Genomic DNA, 20,067 nt, shown 5'->3' on the forward strand with positions numbered 1-20,067 from the left:
GCGACACCCCTCGGAGGACTCCCGCCCCGCACCGGCTCCGGGACCGGCCTGGCAGAGCCCGCTCCGCGCCGACCTCCGGTTCGGCGACCCCACCGCCCTGCTCGACCGTCTCCTCCGTTCCCCCTTCCGCCTGCTCCTCGCCCCCGCCGTCCTCCTCCCGCTGCTGGCCGCGGTCCTCGCCATGCAGGGCGAACTGCTCGCCCGACTGCCGGAACTGACCGGCCGGCTCCCCGCCCTGGGCGACCACCCGGACCTCGCCGCGATCGCCTTCGGCCTGATCTGGCTGAGCTCGGGCCTGCACGAGATCGGGCACGGACTGGCGGCCCGAGTCTTCGGCGCCGGCACGACCGGCATCGGCTTGCGCTGGCGGCCCCCCATGCTCTTCTTCCACTGCACCGTGGAGGACGTCGCCCTGCTCCGCTCCCGGTGGCAGCGCGTCGCCGTCGCCGCCGCCGGAGTACCGGGCAACCTGGTTTTCCTGCTGCCCTTCTTCCTGCTGTGGCTGTGGCTGCCCGCGGGGGAGGGGGCGACCCGCGACGCCCTCGCCTGGCTCCTGCTCTTCGGCAGCGCGCGGGCTTGGCTGAACTACCTGCCGCTCCCACGCCTGGACGGCTGCGCCATGCTCGCGCACGCCTTCGGCGTCCTGGACCTCCCCGCGGAGAGCCTGCGCTATGTGCGCCTCCTGGCACGCAACCCCGCCCACCGGCGCTCCTACCCCCGCCGGCTGCGGGGCCTCTACCTCGGCTACGCGATCCTCGTCCCCCTTGTCGTCTGCGCGCTGGCGGCGGCCGTCCTGGCCCTGGTGGTCGCCTGGCTGCCGGCCCCCTACGGACGCGACACCGCCATCGCCCTCGCCGTCGCGGCGGTGGCCCTGCCCGCCGCGCGGGCGCTGGGAGTACGCCTCGGCGCGCGCGGCCAGACACACACCCGGACACCCGTGACCGGTCCGCCACCGGCCTCCCCCTCCGCACCCGGACACCTCATGGGCGCGCCCGGGAGACCCGGCTCCCAGCACCCCGCACCGCGGCTCCCGCCACCCGGGAACCCGGCATCCCCACCCACCGGGCCGCGCTCGGACCCCGTCACAGGGCACCGACCCCGGCCACCGGCCCGCCCGGCCGCCCAGGCCCCGCCCGATCCCGAGGAAGGAAGCCTCATGACCCACCGCAAGCCCGCGCACACAACTCCCCGCCCCCCGGAGGCACCCGACGCCCCCGCCATCCGCGTCGCGTCGCTCCGCAAGAGCTACGGCGACATCCGCGCCGTCGACGACATCTCGTTCACCGTCCACCGGGGAGAGTTCTTCGGCGTCCTCGGCCCCAACGGAGCGGGCAAGACGACCCTCATCGAGATCATCGAAGGGCTGCGCCGCGCCGACTCCGGAACCGTCCACGTCCTGGGCCGGCCACCCTGGCCGCGCAACCGGGCCCTGCTGCCACGCATCGGCGTGCAGACCCAGACCTCCGCCTTCTTCGTCCGGCTCACCGCGGCCGAGCACCTGGAGACCGCGGCCGCCCTCTACGGCATCGGCCGGGACCGGGCCCGCGAAGCGCTGGAGACGGTCGGGCTCACCGGCAAGGCCGACACCCAGGTAGAACGCCTCTCCGGCGGACAGCGCCAGCGGCTCGCCATCGCCACCGCCCTCACTCACCGGCCCGAGATCATCTTCCTGGACGAACCGACCGCGGCGCTCGACCCCCACGCACGCCACGAACTGTGGGACCTGCTGCGGGACATCAGGAGCCAGGGCCGCACCATCGTATGCACCACGCACTACATCGAGGAAGCCGAGGCACTGTGCGACCGCGTCGCGGTGGTGCGCGACGGCCGCGTCATCGCCCTCGACACCCCGGCCGACCTCATCCGTGACCTCGGCGCCCCCACCCAGGTACTCATACCCGCCACTTCGCTGTCGCCCGCCACCGCCCACACACTGGACGGCGCCGAGGACGTCACCACCGAGGGCCCGTACACCGTCGTCACCACTCGGGCCGTGGGCCGCCTCCTGGCCGCTCTCGGCCACCTCACCGACCTCCAGGAGGTCCGCACCCGGACCGCCACCCTGGAAGACGTCTACCTCGCCCTCACGGGAAAGGACGACCAGTCATGACCGCCTGCACAGCGCTCGCCCGCGCCCACCTCCTGGCCTTCCTGCGGGACAAGGCATCCCTGTTCTTCACCTTCGCCTTCCCCCTGGTCTTCATCCTGGTCTTCGGGCTGCTCTTCGGCAGCCGCTCCGCACCGGGCGGCGGCCGTGTCATCGACTCCCTGGCGCCCGGCGTCATGGCCTGGGGCGTCGGCAACGGCGCGCTCTTCGGCGTCGCCTACACCCTCATGCACTGGCGGCGCACCGACATCCTGCGCCTCGTGCGCATGTCACCCGTCCCGCTGCCGACCGTACTCGCCGCCCGCTTCGTCGTCGTCCTCGGCATCGCGGTCGTCCAGGCCGTGCTCTTCCTCGCCATCGCCACACTGCCCGTCTTCGGACTCACACTCGCGCCGGGCGGCATCCTGCTGGCGCTGCCCGTCCTGGTCCTCGGCGTCCTCGTGTTCTTCGCCGTCGGACTGCTGGTCGGCAACTTCACCAACTCGCCGGACGCGGTCGCCGCCGTCGCCAACTGCGTGATGATCCCCATGGCGTTCCTCTCCGGCTCGTTCTTCCCGATGAGTGCCTCACCGGGCTGGCTCAAGGCGTTCTCCCACGTCCTGCCGCTGCGCTACATGAACGACGGCTTCGACCGCGTCCTGACCGGCGCCCACGGCGCGTCCTCCCTGCTCGGCCCGTGCGTGGGACTCCTCGTCTTCGCGGCCCTCTTCGCCGCGCTCGCCGTCAGGACCTTCAAATGGAGCGCCGAGGCATGAACACACCAGCACCCCCGCCCCTGGCCGCCGCGGCAAACGCCCTCCAGCGACTGCTCGGCGACCGCTTCCGGCAGGAGACCAGGGAGAACGCTCCCCAGCCCCCCGGTGCCGCCGGGCACCCACCCCTGGTCGTACCCCTCGGTGTCACCGACGCCCTCCAACCGGAGAAGGACACGGTGACGGGACGCGCCCGCGCCACCGTCCACCTCACCCCGCACACCGTGCTCATCGGCCCATGGCTCCCCGGCCGGGCACCCGGCACGGCCACCACCGCCCCCTGCGGGCGCTGCCTGGCGATGCGCTGGCAGCGGCTGCGGCCGCGCTACGAACGCGAAGCCCTCGAATTCGGTCACGGAGTACGCGCGGTGGGGCCCTGGCCCCCGCTGACCGGTTACCTCGCGGACGCCGTCTGGCGGGCATTCCGGCACAGCGCCCAGGAGGACACGCACGGCGCGGAAACCGGCGGACACACCGGTGCCGCCACAGAGGCGGGACCCACCGGCCCTCCCGGTTCACGCCCCCATCCCCCCGAGGTCCCCACCCTGTCCCCGCACACCCCCCGGGTCACCCGCGTCGATCTCGACACCCTCGCCACCCGCACCTACCCCCTTCTCGCCGACCCCCTCTGCCCCGACTGCGGAGCCCACCGCAGCCCGGACGACGCCCCCGGGACCCTCGACCTCCGCCCCCGCCCCAAACCCGGCCCCGCCCTCTACCGGCAACGGAGCCCCGAGGACTACGACCTGCCCGCGGAGGCCCTGGCCAACCCCGTCTGCGGGGCGCTCGGCCCCGGCACCCTGCGCAACGTGACCTCCCCGACGACCGCCCCGGTCCTGGGCACGATCTTGATGCGCGGCCACGTCAACCTGACCGACATGACCTGGAGCGGCCAGGCCAACTCCTTCCGGCGCAGCAGAAGCCTCGCCTTCCTCGAAGGACTGGAGCGCTACGCGGGCACCCGCCGCCGCAACCGCGCCGACGTACTGGTGGCCCCTTACAACGACGTGGCCCCCGACGCCCTCGACCCGCGCGCCTGCGGCAGCTACGGGCCCCTGGCCTACGAGCAGTACCCCCAACTGCACCCCTTCGACCCCGCCCAGCCCATCCCATGGGTCTGGGGCCACTCCCTGCGCGACGACCGCCCCGTCCTCGTACCCGTCCGGCTCTCCTACTACAGCACCGGCACCGCGGCCGACAACTTCGTCTTCGAGTCCTCCAACGGCTGCGCGAGCGGAGGCAGCCCGGAGGAGGCGATCCTCTTCGGACTGCTCGAACTGATCGAGCGCGACGCGTTCCTCCTCGGCTGGTACGGCGGCGCGGAACTGACCCGCATCGACCTCACGACCGTCCACGATCCGGAACTACGGGCCATGATCGACCGCGCCGAACTGTGCGACTACGAGGTCCGCGCCTTCGACAACCGGGTGGACCTCTCCACCCCGGTGGTCACCGGAGTGGCCGTCCGCCGCCACGGGGGCGACGGTGCCCTGTCCTTCGCCGCCGGCGCGAGCCCCGACCCGGCCACAGCGGTGCGCGCGGCCGTCTCCGAGATCCTCACCTACCTGCCCGCACTGTCCTCCGGTGTGGCGAGCCGGCGCCCCGAACTCCTCGCCATGACCGAGGACTTCAGCCGGGTCCGCTACCTGCGCGACCACGCCGCGCTCTTCGGCCTCCCGGAAATGAAGCCGCACGCCCGACGCTACCTCCGCGACACCCCACCGGTTCCCTTCACCGAGGTCTACGGCACCGCACCGATGCACGCACGCACATCCCCGGACCTGCTGGAAGACCTGAACCACTGCCGCGACGAACTCACCGACGCCGGATTCGACGTGATCGTCGTCGACCAGACCTGCCCGGAACAGCAAGCCCTGGGCCTGCACACGATGTGCACCATCGTCCCCGGGCTGCTGCCCATCGACTTCGGCTGGGCACAGCAACGCGCCCCGCTCATGCCCAGGATGCGCACGGCCTTCCGCAGAGCCGGCTGGCGGGACACCGACCTCACCGAAGCCGAACTCCACCACGTACCCCACCCCTTCCCCTGAACAGAACCCACGAGAAGCCGGAGCGACACCGGAGAGAAAGGAGCCCCCATGCGCACCGACGAACGGACCAGGGAGGCACTCCTGAGGACCGTCGACAACTCGCTGCCCACCGCCCTGGAGCTCTACCTCGACCTCCACCGGCACCCCGAACTCTCAGGCAGCGAGCGGCACACCGCGGCCCGTTTCGCCCGCGCGACAGCCGACGCCGGCTTCACCGTCACCCGGCGCGTCGGCGGCCACGGCGTGGTGGCCGTCCTGCACGGTGGCACCGGACCGACCATCGCGCTGCGCACCGAACTCGACGCCCTGCCGGTCGAGGAACGCACGGGCCTGCCGTACGCCAGCCATGCCCACGCGACCGGCCCGGACGGGCGGCGCGTACCGGTGATGCACGCCTGCGGACACGACCTGCACACGGCCGCCGTGACAGGCACCGCCCGCGTGCTGGCGGCCCTGCTGCTCCTGGGGGAGTGGCGCGGCACGCTCGTCCTGGTGGGCCAGCCCGCCGAGGAGACGCTCAGCGGCGCCCGAGCGATGCTCGCCGACGGCCTCTACGAGCGCTTCCCCCTCCCCGACGCGATGCTCGCCCAGCACGTGGCGCCACTGCCCGCGGGCACCGTCGCCCACGCCGCCGGCGGCACGGTCACCGCCGCCGGCGCCACGCTGGACGTCACCGTACGCGGCGGCGGCGGGCACGCCGCGATGCCATGGCTGTGCGCCGACCCGCTGGAGGCCGCCGCGGCCGCGCTGCCCCGGCTGCGCGAACGGATGCCCGAGGGCGTCGTCCTGAGCGTCGGCACCTTCCACAGCGGGGAACAGGTGAACGTGGTACCCGAGCGGGCCGAACTGGCCATCAGCGTCCGCGCCTTCACCACCAACGCCCTCGATGCCGCCGCCGCGGCCGTGCACACCGTCCTGCGCGAACACTGCGCACGGCGCGCGGGCCCGGGGGAACTCGAGGTGACCGTCACCTTCCGCACCCCCCGTGCCCCCTGCCAGGTCAACGACGAGAGCCTGGCAGCAGCCGTACGGCAGGCCCACGAGACGGTGCTCGGCCCTGGCCGGGTCCTGTCCTGCCCGCCCTCCACGGCCGTGGAGGACTTCTCCTGGTACGGCCCCGAGGGCACGTCCCTGCACGCCGCCCCAGGCGTCCGCACCGCCTACTGGATGACCGGAGGCGTCGGCAAGGCCCAGTGGAAGGCCACCCCGGGGGCGACCGGCGCCGGAAAGCTCGCCGCGCTCCCACCGAACCACTCCCCGCGCTTCGCACCCGACCCGGTGCCGTCCCTGCGTACCGGCATGATCGCCATGACAGCGGCCGCCCTGCGCTGCCTGCGCCCCGATGGGGGTGTGTGACGGTGACAGCGATGTGTCAGCCACTCGTACCGCCTCGTGTCAGGACCGCATGCGAGAAATGTTTCAGGCGATCGAGCCTGAGGCATCCGGGGCTCCCCGGCTTTCCCGTCCCGAGGGGACCCGGCCCGGATGCTGTCACAGATTCCGAGGAGAACATCCATGGCAAACACGGCGAAGACCGAGCTGACGACCCTGGCCGAGGAAATGCTGGCCCTGGAGTCCGAGAACTTCGAGATCAACGACTACACCGAGGTGACCGAGACGCTGTTCGACTCGACCAGCAGCTCCAGCTCCAGCACCTGCTCGTCCACCACCAGCTCCACGAGCTGCTGCGCCTGATGGCACCGGCGGGGCGGCACGCAGATCCTGCGTGCCGCCCCGCACGCGTGTCACCGGCCCGGTGGCGGTGACATGAAGGAGGCACGACCATGCGACACGGAATATCCCTTCTCCCCGACTGCCGGCGGGACCGGCGGTCCGCCGCGGACTACTACCGCGACGTCCTGGCCCTCACCCGCTTCGCGGACCGGGCCGGCATCGACTACGTCAAGATGACCGAGCACTATCTCGGTGAGTACGGCGGATACTGCCCCAGCCCGCTGACCTTCCTGGCCGCGGCCGCCGCGCAGACCACGGACATCCGCCTCATGACCGGCGCGACCCTCCCGGCCTTCCACCACCCCATACAGCTCGCCGCCCACATCTCCATGGTCGACGCGCTGAGCGAGGGCCGGCTGGACGTCGGACTGGGCCGGGCCTGGCTTCCGTACGAGTTCGAGGCGCTCGGTGTGCCCATCGACGAGAGCCGTCCGCGCTTCGAGGCGACCACCCGGGCCATGCTGCGGCTGTGGACCGAGGAGAACGTCACCGAGGACACCCCGTTCTTCTCCTACCGCGACGCCACCTCGCTGCCCCCGGTCACCCAGAGCCCCCACCCTCCCCTGTGGGGCGCGGCCGTCCGCTCCCCGGAGAGTTTCACCTGGCTCGGCGAGCACGGCCTGGGCGTCATGTTGGCCCTCGCCCCGCTGAAGAAGGATGTCGGCGTCAGCCGGTATGTGATCAACCTCTACCGCGATGCCTTCACCCCCGGCGACGGCGGCCACGCGGCCCCCAGGATCGCGCTGAGCACCCCGCTGTACGTCGCCCGGACCGACGATGAGGCGTATCGCGCCGCCGAACCGCTCTACCGGGAGTACATGGCGGTCTGGTCCGAGGCCGCGGCGTCCTGGAAGACCACCACGTCCGACCAGTACGCGGGCTACGACCAGATGGGCGCCCACGCCCGCCACCTGACCGACTTCGACGTACGCCGCCACGGCACGGCCGTCATCGGCTCCCCGGGGACCGTCGCCGAACGGATCCTCGCCCTGCGCGAGGAATACGGCGTCGACACCTTCCTCTGGCAGGTCGACTTCGGCGGCCAGAACCTGGACCAGATGCAGGCCAGCCTGCGCCTTTACGTGGACGAGGTGCTGCCGAGGCTCTGAACAGGCACCTGGCCGCCCGGTCCCGCGGCCGCCTCGGCTGGGCAACGTGACGTCCCCGGACGCCAGACCGCCGAGCCGGAGGCCGGGCGGCGCGGGCGGCGCCATCGGGCCGAGCACAGTCCGGGCGACCGGCGACGCACTGGCCGTCCACCGCCTGCTCGAACAGCCGACGTCCCAGTAGTCGGTAGTCTTCAACGCCCGCGTGGTCCGGCCCAGCGAGAACCGGTCTTTTCGGCCGACTCGCGGCAGGAGCGCCCAACGGCTCGTTGGGCGCGGACCCGGTCGAGATCGATCCGACGCCAGCGGGTCGCTTTGCCCTCACGCGTCATGCCGCACTCGCGGACAGGACCTTGACGGCGTCGACGCTCACGTCGGCGTGCTCCGTGATCCACTTGAGCACGCGGTATTCGTCGAGGTAAAAGCGGGCAAACCTGTCCCGGGGGAGTGCGGCGCGAGCCCGGCGAACGGTCGCTCCTCTCGCCACTTCGCGCTCTTCGCCGCCGCGGGCGGGGCTGGCTGCTCCTGCAGGACGAAGCGGACAGCCCCATGGCTGACGCCGAGGCGCGGGCGTCCTGAGCTGTCGTCAGGCATTCGTCCCTGATGAGCCGGTGCAGGACGCCGGGCTCGATGTGCCGCAGATCGCAGCCCGGCGACTCGAGATCGCGAATGGTATCTGTCGGGGGTTGCCAGGAGAGCGGTTCGTCGCGGATTTCCCTGTCGGGCGACGAACTCGGTTTCGTGTCCTTCGAGTTGATTCACCAGTGCGCCGGGGTGAGCTCAGTCTCGAAGATCCGCAGCTTCTGGGTGATGGGCGCTGTGTGGGTAGGCGGCTGGGGCGACGGTTGCGGGGAGCCCGCCGAGTCGCTCGAACAGCAGCGCTCGGGCGAACGGACGCCCCCCAGGACAGCGCCGGAGACCTGACGTCGGCGAGCTATGAAAGCCCTCCCGAGCTGCGGAGTCAGGCGCCCTCTTCTTCGGAGACAACACGGCGGGCCTCACGCCGGCCTGCGTAGCGCTCTTTTCGGTTGCTGCTCCTGGCCATCTGCTGCCGCTCCTTGATGCAGGAGCGCACACCACATCCCGAACAGCAGGTGCAGCCGAACAGCAGCGTGCCGGGATGTTCCCACCGGCAGCACGTGTCCGTTTCCTCCCACGTCGGGTCCGGCGGCAGATCGCAGGCACCGTGGCGGTGATCGTGGACAGGCCGGGGGTTGTGCTCCGCGTGGCGCACCCACAGTGGCTTGGTCTTGTCCGTACGGGACATCTCGTTCCTTCCGGAACCGCCGCCCGGGCTCCCGGACCTTCCGGGCAGGCGGCTAGGTTCGCCACTTCACGACGACACACTCCTTCCGTCTGCTGTCTGTGGAACCAGCCTGCTGGCCCAGCCTCCGGACCAGGGTACTGCCAGCGTTGCGGAGCATCTTCCGGGTGGTGACGTAATCGGCATCGTCGAGACCCCGGTGAATCCGGGCACGGACCCAGCGCAGTGACCGTGACGTGCTCAACCTGCTGACCAAATGCGCCAAGGCGCTTCACCTCGGGCCCGCGAACTCCTGCTGGTTTACCGACCCGTCCCGGGCACTCTGCCTCAAACTGGCCGGCACCCCAACGGCCGACCGTCCGCTGGTCGGGATGTGTGATTCCGCCCGTTGTCCGCAGGCAACTCATCACCCCTGCCATCACCCCGTCTGAGCCGAGCACGCTGAACGCACCGCGTTCTACGGCAGCCGCCCCTACGCTCACCTCCGCCTTAAGTTCGAGCGACGGGTCCAGGCGCTTCGGTTCCCTGTCAAGTTCTGCGTGTTGAAGTTCAGGTGAGGGCAGCGGGGTGTCCCGAGCGGCTGGGCTGTGGGACTCCCAGGGGGCTGGAATGCATTCTCTTGTTCACCGGGATCAAGACGGCGAACCCTTTTCAGAATGGAATCCATTCGCCCTGAGGAAGACGGAGCTCGGCCCCGGTCAGTGTGACCGGGGCCGAGGTGGTGAGGCAGCAGGACCTGTCAGGGGCGGCCGAGGGCTCGGTGGGTCCATCCGGCTTGGCGCCAGCGTGCGGGGTCAAGGGTGCCGCGTCCGTCGATGACCTTGGCCTGGGAGACGCGGGTGGCGAGTCGTGCGAGGTTGATGTGGGTGAACTCGGGCCACTCGGTCAGGTGCAGCAGCAGGTCGGCGCGTTCGGCCGCGTCGAAGGCGTTGTCCGCGTAGTCGAGTTCGGGGTGGGCTTTGCGGGCGTTGTCGAGGGCCTTGGGGTCATAGACGGTGACCTGGGCGCCGAGCCGGTGGAGGTGGGCGGCGACGGCGAGGGCGGGTGAGTCGCGGATGTCGTCGGTGTCGGGCTTGAAGGCCGCTCCCCAGACGGCGATGCGCTTGCCTTTGAAGGTGCCGCCGAGCTGTTCGCGGGCGAGGTCGACCATGCGTTCGCGGCGGCGGTTGTTGATGGAGTCGACTTCGCGGAGGATGCCGAGGGCCTGGTCGGCGCCGAGCTCGTCGGCCCGGGCCATGAGGCCGCGGATGTCCTTGGGCAGGCAGCCGCCGCCGAAGCCGAGTCCGGGGCGCAGGCCGCGGGGGCCGATGCGGGTGTCGTGGCCGAGGGCTTCGGCGAGCTGGTGGACGTCGGCGCCGGCTGCCTCGCAGACCTCGGCGATGGCGTTGATGAACGAGATCTTCGTGGCGAGGAAGGCGTTCGCGGATGCCTTGACCAGCTCGGCGGTGGCCAGGCTGGTGGTGATCGTGGGTGTCCCGGCTTCGATGATCTTGCCGAAGCACTGCCGCAGCACGGTCTCGGCGTGGGTGTTCTCGCCGGTGAAGCCGAGGACGAGGCGGTCGGGGTGGAGGGTGTCCTCGACGGCGAAGGACTCGCGCAGGAACTCGGGGTTCCAGGCGACCTCGACCTGCTCGCCCGCTGGGGCCCCGTCGCGGAGGATGTCCGCGACGCGCGGGGCGGTGCCGACCGGGACGGTGGATTTGCCGACCACGACGGCGGGCCGGTGGATATGGGGTGCCAGGCGGCGGACGGCGGCGAAGAGATCGCTGAGGTCGTAGGCGTTGTCCCCGCTCCGCTGAGGGGTGCCGACGCCGAGGAAGTGCAGGTCGGCGAAAGAGGCGGCTTCCGCGTAGGAGGCGGTGAACTTCAGCCGCCCGCTCGCGGTGTGCTTGGCCAGCAGGTCGTCCAGGCCGCGTTCGAAGAACGGGGCCTTCCCGGCTCCGAGGGCGAGGACCTTGTCGCGGTCGGTGTCCATGCCGAGGACTTCGTGGCCGAGTTCGGCCATGCAGGCCGCGTGGGTGGCGCCGAGGTAGCCGCAGCCGATGACGGTGAGCTTCATGAGCTCGTCCTTCCGAAAGGGAGGGGGTGGGGCCGCCCGGCCCCACCCCCGTTGCTCCCGTCCGGAAGGGCGGGGTGTCAGGCGGGCCGGGCGGCCAGATAGCGGGTGATCCCGTCCCGGATGAACGGCGGGATCGTCAGGGCCGGCAGGTGTTCGGGGGCGAAGAACTGGAGCTTGACGCCCTCGGCCAGGGGGAGGCTCGCCTCGTCGCCGTCCCAGGTGGCGGCGAAGAAGGTGATGAGCTGGCCGGAGCCGTCCTCGTCCCGGGCCTCGAACAGCTCGGTGAGGTCCAGGGCGGTCAGGCCGGCTTCTTCGTCGAGCTCGCGGACGATCGCCTCGTGCTGGCTCTCGCCGGGGTCGGTGCCTCCGCCGAGGAGGCTCCAGTGGGCGGGCCAGGCGATGGCGGGGAGGTCGTCGCGCAGGTGCATCAGGACTTCGCCCCTGCGGTTGGTGATGATCGCGACGGCCCCTCGGGCGGTGGACGGGCCCTTGGCGGTGGTGGTGTCGGAGTGCATCCCGACACCGTAGTGACGTGAGGGACCGTCATGCGGCAGCCTTCACGGTCTGGTCAGAAAACCAGGCGGCGGCCATCAGGGCCTGCATGCGGGAACGGTCGAACCGCCCGCCGGCCTCCAGCCCGCGCTCCAGCAGCGGCCGCAGCGTGTCGGGGGCGTCGTCGAGGGCGGTGCGGATCTGGGCGTCGGCCCACTGGGCGAGCGGGCCGGTCAGCCAGGCGGGGACCGGGGAGGCGAAGCCGAGCTTGTCCCGGCTGGCCCAGACCTCACGGGGCAGGCCCAGGGCCTTCGCGGCGTCCCGCAGGATGCGCTTCCCCGCCGCCGGGCGGGTGATCTTGTGTCCGGCGGGGAGCCGGTAGGACAGCTCCACGAGTTCGCGGGCGAGGAAGGGAGAGCGTCGTTCCAGGGCGAAGGCGGAGGCGAGCTTGTCGCTGGTCATCACCAGCGGCCGCCAGGCCGTCGCCAGCTCGGCGAGCGTCAGCGCGCGGGCCGCGTCACCGCCCGAGCGGGTGAAGGCGTCGGCCACCAGCTCACGGACCCGGTCGTCGGGGTCCGGGCCCCGCAGGATCAGCCGGGCGGCGGCCTCCGCCGGGGCCAGGGGGTCCCCGGCGGCGTGCATGAGCTTGCCCGCCAGGGGCCGGTAGGACTCCAGTCCGGCGTCCAGGACGGCTTGCGGACCGAAGAGGACCAGGGCCTGGCGGACGTAGCCCATCAGGAACTCGTCCGGCCCCAGCCCGCCGACGACGACCTTGATGCCCCGGTCGGCGACGGCCCGGTAGGCCATGTATTCGGAGAAGACGGCCGCGTTGCCCATCGGGTAGTCCAGCGCGTTGATCATGTGCGGCAGGACGGTGGTGAAGTCGGCCGTGTCCGGCTCGACCACGACCAGTTCGGCGCCGATGTCCTGGGCGATGGCGGTGGCGATGCGGGACTCGTCCAAGCGGTCCTGGCCCCGGTAGCGGACGGTGACGCAGACCGGTGGCCGCATCAGGTAGGCCAGCACCGAGGAGTCCAGGCCGCCCGACAGCAGCAGCGCAAAATCGCCTGAGGGGGCTCGCAGCGGGACCTGCTCGGCCAGGACGACGGAGAAGCGGGCCAGGGCAGGCTCGTAGTCGGTCTGCCAGGGCTCGCGGTCCTCCAGGTGCCACCAGGTGGTGTGCTCCAGGGATCCGGACGCGAGGTCAAAGGACAGCAGGCTCGCCGGGGCCAGCAACTGGACGCCCTGGAACGGGGTCTCGACGCCGACGGGTGTTTCGATGGCCAGCATCTCGGGGCGGACGACGAGCGGGGCCTGGCCGTAGCCGGTCAGGGTGGTGACCTCGGAGGCGAACGCGAGCCTGCCGCCATCCAGGCGCCAGTAGAGCGGCTTCTCCCCGAGTCGGTCCCGGGCGAGGAAGAGCTGTCCGGCCTCACCGGCCCTGGGGTCGTAGAGGGCGAGCGCGAACATGCCGTCCAGCCCGTCCAGGCAGGCCGCCCCGAGCTTGGCCCAGGCCCGCAGGACCAGGTGGGCGTCGGTCTCGCGATCGGCGAGCGGGATGCCCCAGGCGACGGCCTGCTGCCGGAAGTTGTAGATCTCGCCGTTGAAGGCCAGCAGCAGCCCGCTGGCGGCGTCGAGGTAGGGACCGGGCTGGGCGGACGGGTCGACGATCAGCAAGGTGTTCATGGCCAGCACCGCCCGCCCGTCGGTGGAGGCGGCCTGCAAGGTGCCATCCGGTCCGCGGTGCGACTGGGACATGCCCATCGCCCAGACCGTCGTCTGGTGCCGGGCCGCGTCCGGACCGGCCAGTCCTGCGATTCCGCACATCTAGTTCACCCCCGAGGGTGTTGGGATGCCTTGGCGGCGGTCGCGGCCGGAAGAGCTGTCCTCGGATCCCGGCCGCGACCCGGACCGTCATCACACCGGCCGGACAAGATCACGGGGAGGGCTCGCAGGGGGGCTCACAACTCGCAGACCGGGTTCACCCCCAGGCGGGCAGGCAATACCCTCGGTGACCCGACGCGCGGATTCGCGTACGACTTTCTGTGCTCAGCCATGCGTGCGGATCCGTGTCACAGGTTCACCGGAATCGGCAGAGGGGGACGCCCATGGCGTCGACCGTCCGCCGGACCCGTCCGCCCAACGCGGACCTGGCCCGGCTCATCGAAGCCAGCGGCGCGAGTCACAAAGCCCTCGCCCACCGCGTCAACCAGCTCGCGCAGGCCGCCGGGATAGAGACCGACTACTCGCATACTTCCATCGCGAACTGGTGCCGCCGGGGCATGACCCCGAAGTGGCCGGTCCCCCGGCTCCTTGCCCAGGCTGTCGGTGAACGGCTCGGCCGCCCGGTCTCGTTGGCGGAGATCGGCATGGGTGAGGCCGAGACACCACAGGCGGATCTGGGGTTGGATTTCCCCAGGGAACCCGTTGATGCCGTCCGCGTCGCCACTTCGTTCTGGAGCAGTGTGAACCGCCGCGACTTCCTGACCGGATCGAGCTTCGCGCTCTCCGCGTTCACCACCCCCGTCACCCGCTGGCTCGTCGCCCCCGCCGACGACACCGCCCATCACCGGGGCGGGACGCAGGTCGGCCGCCTGGACCTGGACGAACTGCGGGACGCCGCCGACGAGGCCCGCCGCTGGGACTCCAAATACGGGGGCGGGAACTGGCGGGCCAACTCCGTCACCACCTGCCTGGAACAGCAGGCCGTCCCGCTGTTGCAGGGCTCGTTCTCCGACGAGGTCGGCCGCGAGCTGTTCTCCGTCACCTCCGAGCTCTCCCGGCTGGCCGGCTGGACCGCGTTCGACGTCGGGCAGCACGAGGTCGCCCAACGGCACTTCATCCAGGCACTCCGCCTCGCCCGCGCGGGCGGGGACGTCCAGCTCGGCTGCTATGTCCTGACGACCATGGCCATGCAGGCCCTCATGCGCGGGTTCGCCGAGGAGGCCATCGACATGGCCCAGGGCGCCTTCGAACGCGCCAAGCAGGACGCGGTGCCCCGGGTGCTGGCCTTCACCAAGCTCATCGAAGCCCGCGCTCACGCGCGGACCGGAGACGAGCGGGCCGCTTCCCGTGCCCTGGCCGCCTCCGAGAACCTCCTTGAGCGGACCCGTGAGGACAGCGGCGACGAGCCGGGGTGGATCGACTTTTATCACCACGCGCGGCTGTCCGCCGATGCCGCCGAGGTCTTCCGGGACCTGAAGAATCCCCAGGCAGCCCTGGTCTGGAATCAGCAGGCCGTCGCTATGCAGCCCGGGGTGTTCACCCGTTCCGTGGGCATGCGGCTGGCGATCGTGGGGACCGCCCATCTCCAGGCCCGCGACCTCGACCACGGCCTGGAGCTGGGCAACCGCTCCGTCGACATCCTCGCCCGCGTGAAGTCGACCCGCGCGCTGGACTACGTCCGCGAGTTCAATGCCGCCCTCGTCCCCTGGCGGCGCGAGCCGGCTGTCCGCGAGTTCATCCACCGCACCCGCAAGGACCTCCAGATCGCCGCGTAGTCGCTCACCGTGGCCGGGGCCGGGTCGGCAGAACCCGGAGCCGGGTGTCGGGGGCGGTCAGCTCGGTCCAGAGCGGCTGGTTCTCCACCGTCAGCTGGTGGACCACCCTGACCAGGCCCTCGACGTCGGCCCTGAGCTGAGCCAGTTCCTCGGTGTCCTTGGCCCTCAGTTCCTTGAGCTTGACGATCTACTGCCGCAGCCGTTTCTCGCTGTCCGGCGTCTGCCCCCGGGAGCGGACCTTGTCGTAGAACTCGTTCTTGAGATCCAGGTGGCGCCGGGTGAGCACGTTGCGGGGAACTCCGGCTTCCTGGGCGAGCGCGACGATGGTCAACGCGCCGTTGGACTGCTGCGGGGTGACGGCCAGGATGCGGTCCATCGCGGCACGGATGTGCTTGCGCTCGGCTGCTGCCGGCGTCACTGTGCACTCTCCTTGAGGGTGATGCGGGTCTTGTCGTGTTCTTCGGCGATCTCGCGGAGCCGGGCCGCGTTGCCGCGCATGCGCTCGCCGAGCGAGCCTGGCAGGCGCCGGGCCCTGGTCTCCAGCGCGGTCGCGCGCTGGCGGAGCTGGTCAGCGTGGTGGTCGGTGCGGGCGATGTTTCCGCAGGACTCACGCAGCGCTCAGGCTTGGCGTCTCCTTGGCGTCATCGCGGTGGCAAAGGGCCCGGTCGCACCGGGCCGAACTTGAACAGCAAGTCGCTGACCTCAAGGACCGGCTCACCGAGCGCGACGAGGCGGGAGGTCGACTCATGCCCGCCGGTAACCCCGGCCCCGTGGTGGGCGGCGTTCTCGCCCTGACGGGGGCGGCGCTGTTCGGCGTGCTGCTTCTGCTGTGGTGGTTCCTGCCCAACCCCCGCCTCGCGTTCACCCCGCCCCCGGACAGCCCCGGCCACCGGTTTCGGTGCCGTTGCTATGAGGAGCCGGTCACTGTCATCGTGCTGGCCTCGGCCGAGGAAGAGCGCGAGCTCGTCGAGCGCGCGCGGCGCCACCGTCGGCATGCGAAGCGGTCCAGGCCGTATCGACTGCGGCGCTGATGTCATCGCATCCGTCCTGCACCGCCCGGCCGCGAGAGGGCGGGCGGTGCAGGCCAGGGAAGACGCCCTACCGGTGACCGTGCAGACGCGCACGGCCTGCCGATCACCGCCGGCCCGCGAAAGGCGTTGTGCTACGTCCGGTCATCCTCCGCGCCCGCGGCAGCTGCGCCAGGCTGAGGCTGGCGGTATGAACGGGGGTCTGTCAGCGATCGCGGGGAGCCGTCACGGTCGCCCACTGAAGCAGGATCATCTTCCTATGGATCCGGGACTCGAAGGGTTCTACCCCTTCGAGGGGCCTATGGTCCAATGAGTCAATGAGTAGCGTGGGTATTGTCTTGGGGCCGCTGGAGCTGATCGACGGCCGCTGTCTGGTAGGGGATTCCCGGCACCCCGGCGGCTCCTGGGTGGAGTTCCGCACGCAGGGGCTGCACCGGCATGTGCCTGACGCGGAGGGCGAGTTGATCCCCTGGGCGAGGATCATGCTGGGAATAGGCGTGATCGTGGGGCGCGGGTACCCGGCCAAGGGCGGCAAGTTCACGATGCTGGGATTGCTCGGCGGCCTGCCCGGGCTCAAGGGGAGAGGCGGCGGCCATCTGGACATGACGCTGCGCCATCCGTACGAGGACTGGAGCGTGCGGTTCGATCGGCACGCCCACTGGTACCGGCTGTTCGACGTCACACTGCTGGAGGAACTGCTGCGGCAGACGGTCGCCGCGGGTGAGGCGCACCGGCTGGCCGACGCGGACTGGCTCGGTCGCGTGGTCGTACGCCTGACGGCGCTGAAACCCTGGCCGAAGGGACAGACATTGGAGGGGGCGGTGGCGCAGGCACGGCAGACGGAAGGAGCGAGTGCGGGCTGACACTCGCGGAAGAGGCCGGCCGATGGGCGTCCGAGGCCGCCCGTATGTGTCTGGGTGCTCGGCTGGCAGGGTGCCCGGGACGTGGGGTGGAGACGCGCGGCGTCTCGCGGAGCCGTCCCGGAACCCTGTCTGTCACCGGCCGGGTGCCGTACGGTGCCCGGCCGGTGAGCGTGGTGAGGGGCCGCGCCCGGAGGCATCTAATACTCCAGTGAGAATTCGTGTCCTGAGCTGGCTCTCTCTCGTTGTCCAGCCATGGTGGGGATGAGTGAAGTCGAGGGCTGGGCCTCGGAGTTGGAGTCGGTGTTCGCTCGGGTGGCGGGCCGGTTCGGGCGGGCTGATCTGCGGTGGCGGATGCGGGACTATGTGCGGGGGCTGCTGGCGCCAGTGGGCCGGAAGAACGGCTGGCAGCTGGCGGAATACGTCGGCCATCGTGATCCCGCGGGGCTGCAGCATCTGCTGAACGGCGCCCGGTGGGATGCCGATGCGGTGCGAGACGACGTGCGCGAATACGTCGCCGGGCAACTTGGCCCGGACGGGGTGTTGATCATCGATGACACGGGCTTCATCAAGAAGGGCATCACATCGGCAGGAGTGTCGCGACAGTACACCGGAACCTCCGGAAAGATCGATAACTGCCAGATCGGGGTGTTCGCCGCCTACGCCACCACGCGCGGCCGGGCTCTGGTGGACCGCGAGCTCTATCTCCCCAAGTCCTGGACGGCTGACCGTGAGCGGTGCCAGGCAGCCAAAGTCCCCGACGACCGGGGGTTTGCCACCAAGGGTGAGCTGGCCAAAGCCATGGTCCGCCGCTGTCTTGCGGCCGGCCTTCCGGCGGCCTGGGTGACGGCGGACGAGGCCTACGGACAGGACTGGTCCTTCCGCCGCCTGCTCGAACAGCACAACCTCGGCTACGTGGTGGCCGTCCCCAAATCCCAGCAGATCAAGTCCCTGGCCGGCGTCTGGCGCATCGATGAGCTCATCGACGACGCCCCGGCCGGCGCCTGGCAGACCCTGTCCTGCGGCAACGGCGCCAAGGGCCCACGCGTCTTCGACTGGGCGGCGGCGAAGCTCCCCGTCAACATCGTCTTCGACCCGGACCCACCAACCCACCACCGTTGGGTGATGGCCCGCCGCAGCCTCTCCGACCCCAGCGAACTCGCCTACTACCTCGCTTACGCACCCGTCGATGTGGACCTGGGCGGGCTGGCCCGGATCGCCGGCTCACGCTGGGCCGTCGAAGAGTGTTTCCAGGCCGCGAAGAACGAGTGCGGCCTGGACGAGTATGAGGTCCGCCGCTACGTGGGCTGGTACCGGCACATCACCCTGGCCATGCTCGCCCACGCATTCCTGACCACCCTCGCGGCCCGGGCCCAGGAGACAGCAAAGGGGGCTGCAGAAACGACACCACCAGCCTCGTCCCCCTCACCGTGGCGGAGATCCGGCGCCTGCTGGACACTCTGCTTCCCCACCCAAAACCCCGCCAGGACAGACGACTTCACGCACTGAACTGGTCTCACTGGCGCAGGCACCACCAAGCCACCGCCCGCCACTACCATTACCAAAGAAGAACCAGCTCAGGACACGAATTCTCACTGGAGTACTAAGCGGTCTTGGCGAAGTTCGCTGCGGCCCGCGTCAGGTCCTCATCCGGCGGGGACCGTCTCGTCAGCCGCAAGTGAGTTGCCCTCGGCGATGCTGCCGCAGGAGGACGGGGCCTCCTTGTCGGCGAACCGGGCGCGCAGCCAGGCGAGCGCGGTGGGCACCGTGGCCGTGGGCGCGGTCAAGTGGCTGAGGGCGTCGTACTGCTGGTACCAGACCGCGGCGCCCTCGGCGCAGTACTTCCGCGCCAGTGCCCGTGTGTCACCGGCGACCGTGATGCCGTCGCCCGAGCCGATGCCCGCGATGTTGCTCGTGGTTCCCTCGAGGGAGCCGGCGTTGCCCTGGCCGATGTAGCCGGGGACGGTCGGGGTCGGTGCCAGGCCGAGGTTGGACTTGTTGACCGCCTCGAGGAGCTCGGGTACGGAGTTCGGGTTCGCGTACTCCGGCTTCGCCATCTTCTTCCACGTCAGACCGGGGTAGTGGCCCAGCGCGTCGGCGATCGAGGAGTGCTGGTGCTCGTCGACCAGCTGCTTGCCGTAGTCGTTCAGGTACTTCTTGAGGTCGAAGTCGTACGAACGCGCTTGCCCGATGAGCAACTCCGGGATGAGCCCGGACCACACCTGACTGCCTTCGATGTACCTGAGGATGTGCGAGGGCTTCACGAGCACCCCGCCCTCGGCGTATCCCACCAGGCGCTTGTTGACGTCAGGGGCGTACTCGGGCGCGAGGGAGGCGGCCCAGTTGGTCGCGACGGCGCCGCCGGAGTAGCCCATGAGCCCGACGCGCGCGTCGGGGCTGATGCCGGTCCTCGACGCCGCGCTGGAAGCGGCACGCAGGGAGTCCAGCGTGGTGTACCCGTACTCGCGGGAGGCCGTGAGGTGGGCGGCCTGCCCCTCGGTGTCAGGGAGGACGACGTCGTAGCCGGACAGCAGGAGCGGCGCCACGAGCGTGGACTCGCCGTTCGCGATCAAGCCGCCGGGCAGCTTGACATTGCCCGCGACCGCCCGGGATGGACCGTCTTCGGGGTCGAGCGAGTCGTAGAACGACTGGTACGACACGACCTTACGGCCGTCGCCACCAGGGCTGCGCAGCACGGAGGTCACGCCTGCGGACGGGTGGCCCTGCGCGTCGGTGGTGCGGTAGAGCAGTTGCGTCGCCAGGAGGGGGGTCGCGATACCCAGGACGTGGTACGGCAGCGTCCGGACCTTGAGCACGTCCCCGGGACTGTACGAGGACAGCGACTTGCTGCCGTTGTAGGTGTAGAACGCGTCGCTCCCGGCAGTCGTCGACGAGGGCTGCTTCTGAACGCCGGACGCGACAGCGGGTACGGCGGCGACGGCGAGGGCGACGACGCCCGTGATCGCGGCGTGCCACACTCCGAATTTGCGCATGACTCTCCCACACGGTGTAAGCGGATCAGAGAAATGACCGCTACGGCCCGAAGGGCGGAGTGGCCGAAGGTCGGTTCCGGCGCAACCTAACAAAGGCACACGGCAGTTGACCAGGGGTGCG

16 protein-coding genes are annotated in these 20,067 nt (G+C 70.8%); 10 read left to right on the top strand and 6 right to left on the bottom strand.

Annotation, left to right across the window (positions count from 1 at the left end):
- Window positions 1-1,156 precede the first annotated feature (1,156 nt).
- From ACH427_RS27620 to ACH427_RS27645, 6 genes are all read left to right on the top strand, one after another.
- Window positions 1,157-2,110 (top strand): ABC transporter ATP-binding protein, encoded by a 954-nt coding sequence (locus ACH427_RS27620; protein ID WP_398873713.1) that lies wholly within the window; start codon window positions 1,157-1,159, stop codon window positions 2,108-2,110.
- Window positions 2,107-2,862 carry an ABC transporter permease gene (locus ACH427_RS27625; protein ID WP_398873658.1) on the top strand — a complete coding sequence of 252 codons (756 nt, stop codon included), beginning with the start codon at window positions 2,107-2,109 and terminating at the stop codon, window positions 2,860-2,862. Before ACH427_RS27620 ends, ACH427_RS27625 begins: the two co-directional genes overlap by 4 nt.
- Complete coding sequence (locus ACH427_RS27630) at window positions 2,859-4,910, top strand: TOMM precursor leader peptide-binding protein (RefSeq protein ID WP_398873660.1); 2,052 nt, start codon at window positions 2,859-2,861, stop codon at window positions 4,908-4,910. The genes ACH427_RS27625 and ACH427_RS27630 overlap by 4 nt, the downstream gene beginning before the upstream one ends.
- 48 nt (window positions 4,911-4,958) lie before the next feature.
- The gene (locus ACH427_RS27635; RefSeq protein WP_398873662.1) at window positions 4,959-6,266 is read left to right on the top strand and encodes an amidohydrolase; all 1,308 of its coding nucleotides are present in this window, start codon (window positions 4,959-4,961) and stop codon (window positions 6,264-6,266) included.
- Between the two features lie 159 nt (window positions 6,267-6,425).
- Window positions 6,426-6,605: a thiazolylpeptide-type bacteriocin gene (locus tag ACH427_RS27640; RefSeq protein WP_398873664.1), complete on the top strand. Its 180-nt coding sequence runs from the start codon at window positions 6,426-6,428 to the stop codon at window positions 6,603-6,605.
- Between the two features lie 89 nt (window positions 6,606-6,694).
- Window positions 6,695-7,753 carry an LLM class flavin-dependent oxidoreductase gene (locus ACH427_RS27645; RefSeq protein ID WP_398873666.1) on the top strand — a complete coding sequence of 353 codons (1,059 nt, stop codon included), beginning with the start codon at window positions 6,695-6,697 and terminating at the stop codon, window positions 7,751-7,753.
- A 958-nt stretch (window positions 7,754-8,711) separates the two neighbouring features.
- On the opposite strand, the gene ACH427_RS27650 is transcribed toward ACH427_RS27645, so the two are convergent.
- The 4 genes from ACH427_RS27650 to ACH427_RS27665 all read right to left on the bottom strand — a co-directional run bounded on the left by ACH427_RS27650 (window position 8,712) and on the right by ACH427_RS27665 (window position 13,392).
- A complete protein-coding gene (locus tag ACH427_RS27650; RefSeq protein WP_398873668.1) occupies window positions 8,712-9,017 on the bottom strand; it encodes a hypothetical protein in 306 nt (101 codons plus the stop codon).
- A 736-nt stretch (window positions 9,018-9,753) separates the two neighbouring features.
- Window positions 9,754-11,073: a UDP-glucose dehydrogenase family protein gene (locus tag ACH427_RS27655; RefSeq protein ID WP_398873670.1), complete on the bottom strand. Its 1,320-nt coding sequence runs from the start codon at window positions 11,071-11,073 to the stop codon at window positions 9,754-9,756.
- 77 nt (window positions 11,074-11,150) lie between these two features.
- Window positions 11,151-11,588 carry an NUDIX domain-containing protein gene (locus tag ACH427_RS27660; RefSeq protein WP_398873672.1) on the bottom strand — a complete coding sequence of 146 codons (438 nt, stop codon included), beginning with the start codon at window positions 11,586-11,588 and terminating at the stop codon, window positions 11,151-11,153.
- A 28-nt stretch (window positions 11,589-11,616) separates the two neighbouring features.
- On the bottom strand, window positions 11,617-13,392 hold the full coding sequence (locus ACH427_RS27665) for an asparagine synthetase B family protein (RefSeq protein WP_398873674.1): 1,776 nt from the start codon (window positions 13,390-13,392) through the stop codon (window positions 11,617-11,619).
- 281 nt (window positions 13,393-13,673) lie between these two features.
- Between ACH427_RS27665 and ACH427_RS27670 the strand changes: the two genes are divergently transcribed.
- Window positions 13,674-15,065 carry a sporulation protein gene (locus tag ACH427_RS27670; protein WP_398873676.1) on the top strand — a complete coding sequence of 464 codons (1,392 nt, stop codon included), beginning with the start codon at window positions 13,674-13,676 and terminating at the stop codon, window positions 15,063-15,065.
- 187 nt (window positions 15,066-15,252) lie between these two features.
- On the opposite strand, the gene ACH427_RS27675 is transcribed toward ACH427_RS27670, so the two are convergent.
- The gene (locus ACH427_RS27675) at window positions 15,253-15,483 is read right to left on the bottom strand and encodes a hypothetical protein (protein ID WP_398873678.1); all 231 of its coding nucleotides are present in this window, start codon (window positions 15,481-15,483) and stop codon (window positions 15,253-15,255) included.
- A 328-nt stretch (window positions 15,484-15,811) separates the two neighbouring features.
- Between ACH427_RS27675 and ACH427_RS27680 the strand changes: the two genes are divergently transcribed.
- From ACH427_RS27680 to ACH427_RS27690, 3 genes are all read left to right on the top strand, one after another.
- Window positions 15,812-16,096: a hypothetical protein gene (locus ACH427_RS27680; protein WP_398873680.1), complete on the top strand. Its 285-nt coding sequence runs from the start codon at window positions 15,812-15,814 to the stop codon at window positions 16,094-16,096.
- A gap of 323 nt (window positions 16,097-16,419) precedes the next feature.
- A complete protein-coding gene (locus ACH427_RS27685) occupies window positions 16,420-16,956 on the top strand; it encodes a hypothetical protein (RefSeq protein WP_398873681.1) in 537 nt (178 codons plus the stop codon).
- A 261-nt stretch (window positions 16,957-17,217) separates the two neighbouring features.
- Window positions 17,218-18,462 carry an IS701 family transposase gene (locus ACH427_RS27690; RefSeq protein ID WP_398873683.1) on the top strand — a complete coding sequence of 415 codons (1,245 nt, stop codon included), beginning with the start codon at window positions 17,218-17,220 and terminating at the stop codon, window positions 18,460-18,462.
- Window positions 18,463-18,599: 137 nt separating this feature from the next.
- On the opposite strand, the gene ACH427_RS27695 is transcribed toward ACH427_RS27690, so the two are convergent.
- Window positions 18,600-19,946 (bottom strand): lipase family protein, encoded by a 1,347-nt coding sequence (locus ACH427_RS27695; protein WP_398873685.1) that lies wholly within the window; start codon window positions 19,944-19,946, stop codon window positions 18,600-18,602.
- Window positions 19,947-20,067: the final 121 nt, after the last annotated feature.

It is taken from the genome of Streptomyces sp. NPDC020379 (assembly GCF_044387105.1).
Lineage (GTDB): Bacteria > Actinomycetota > Actinomycetes > Streptomycetales > Streptomycetaceae > Streptomyces.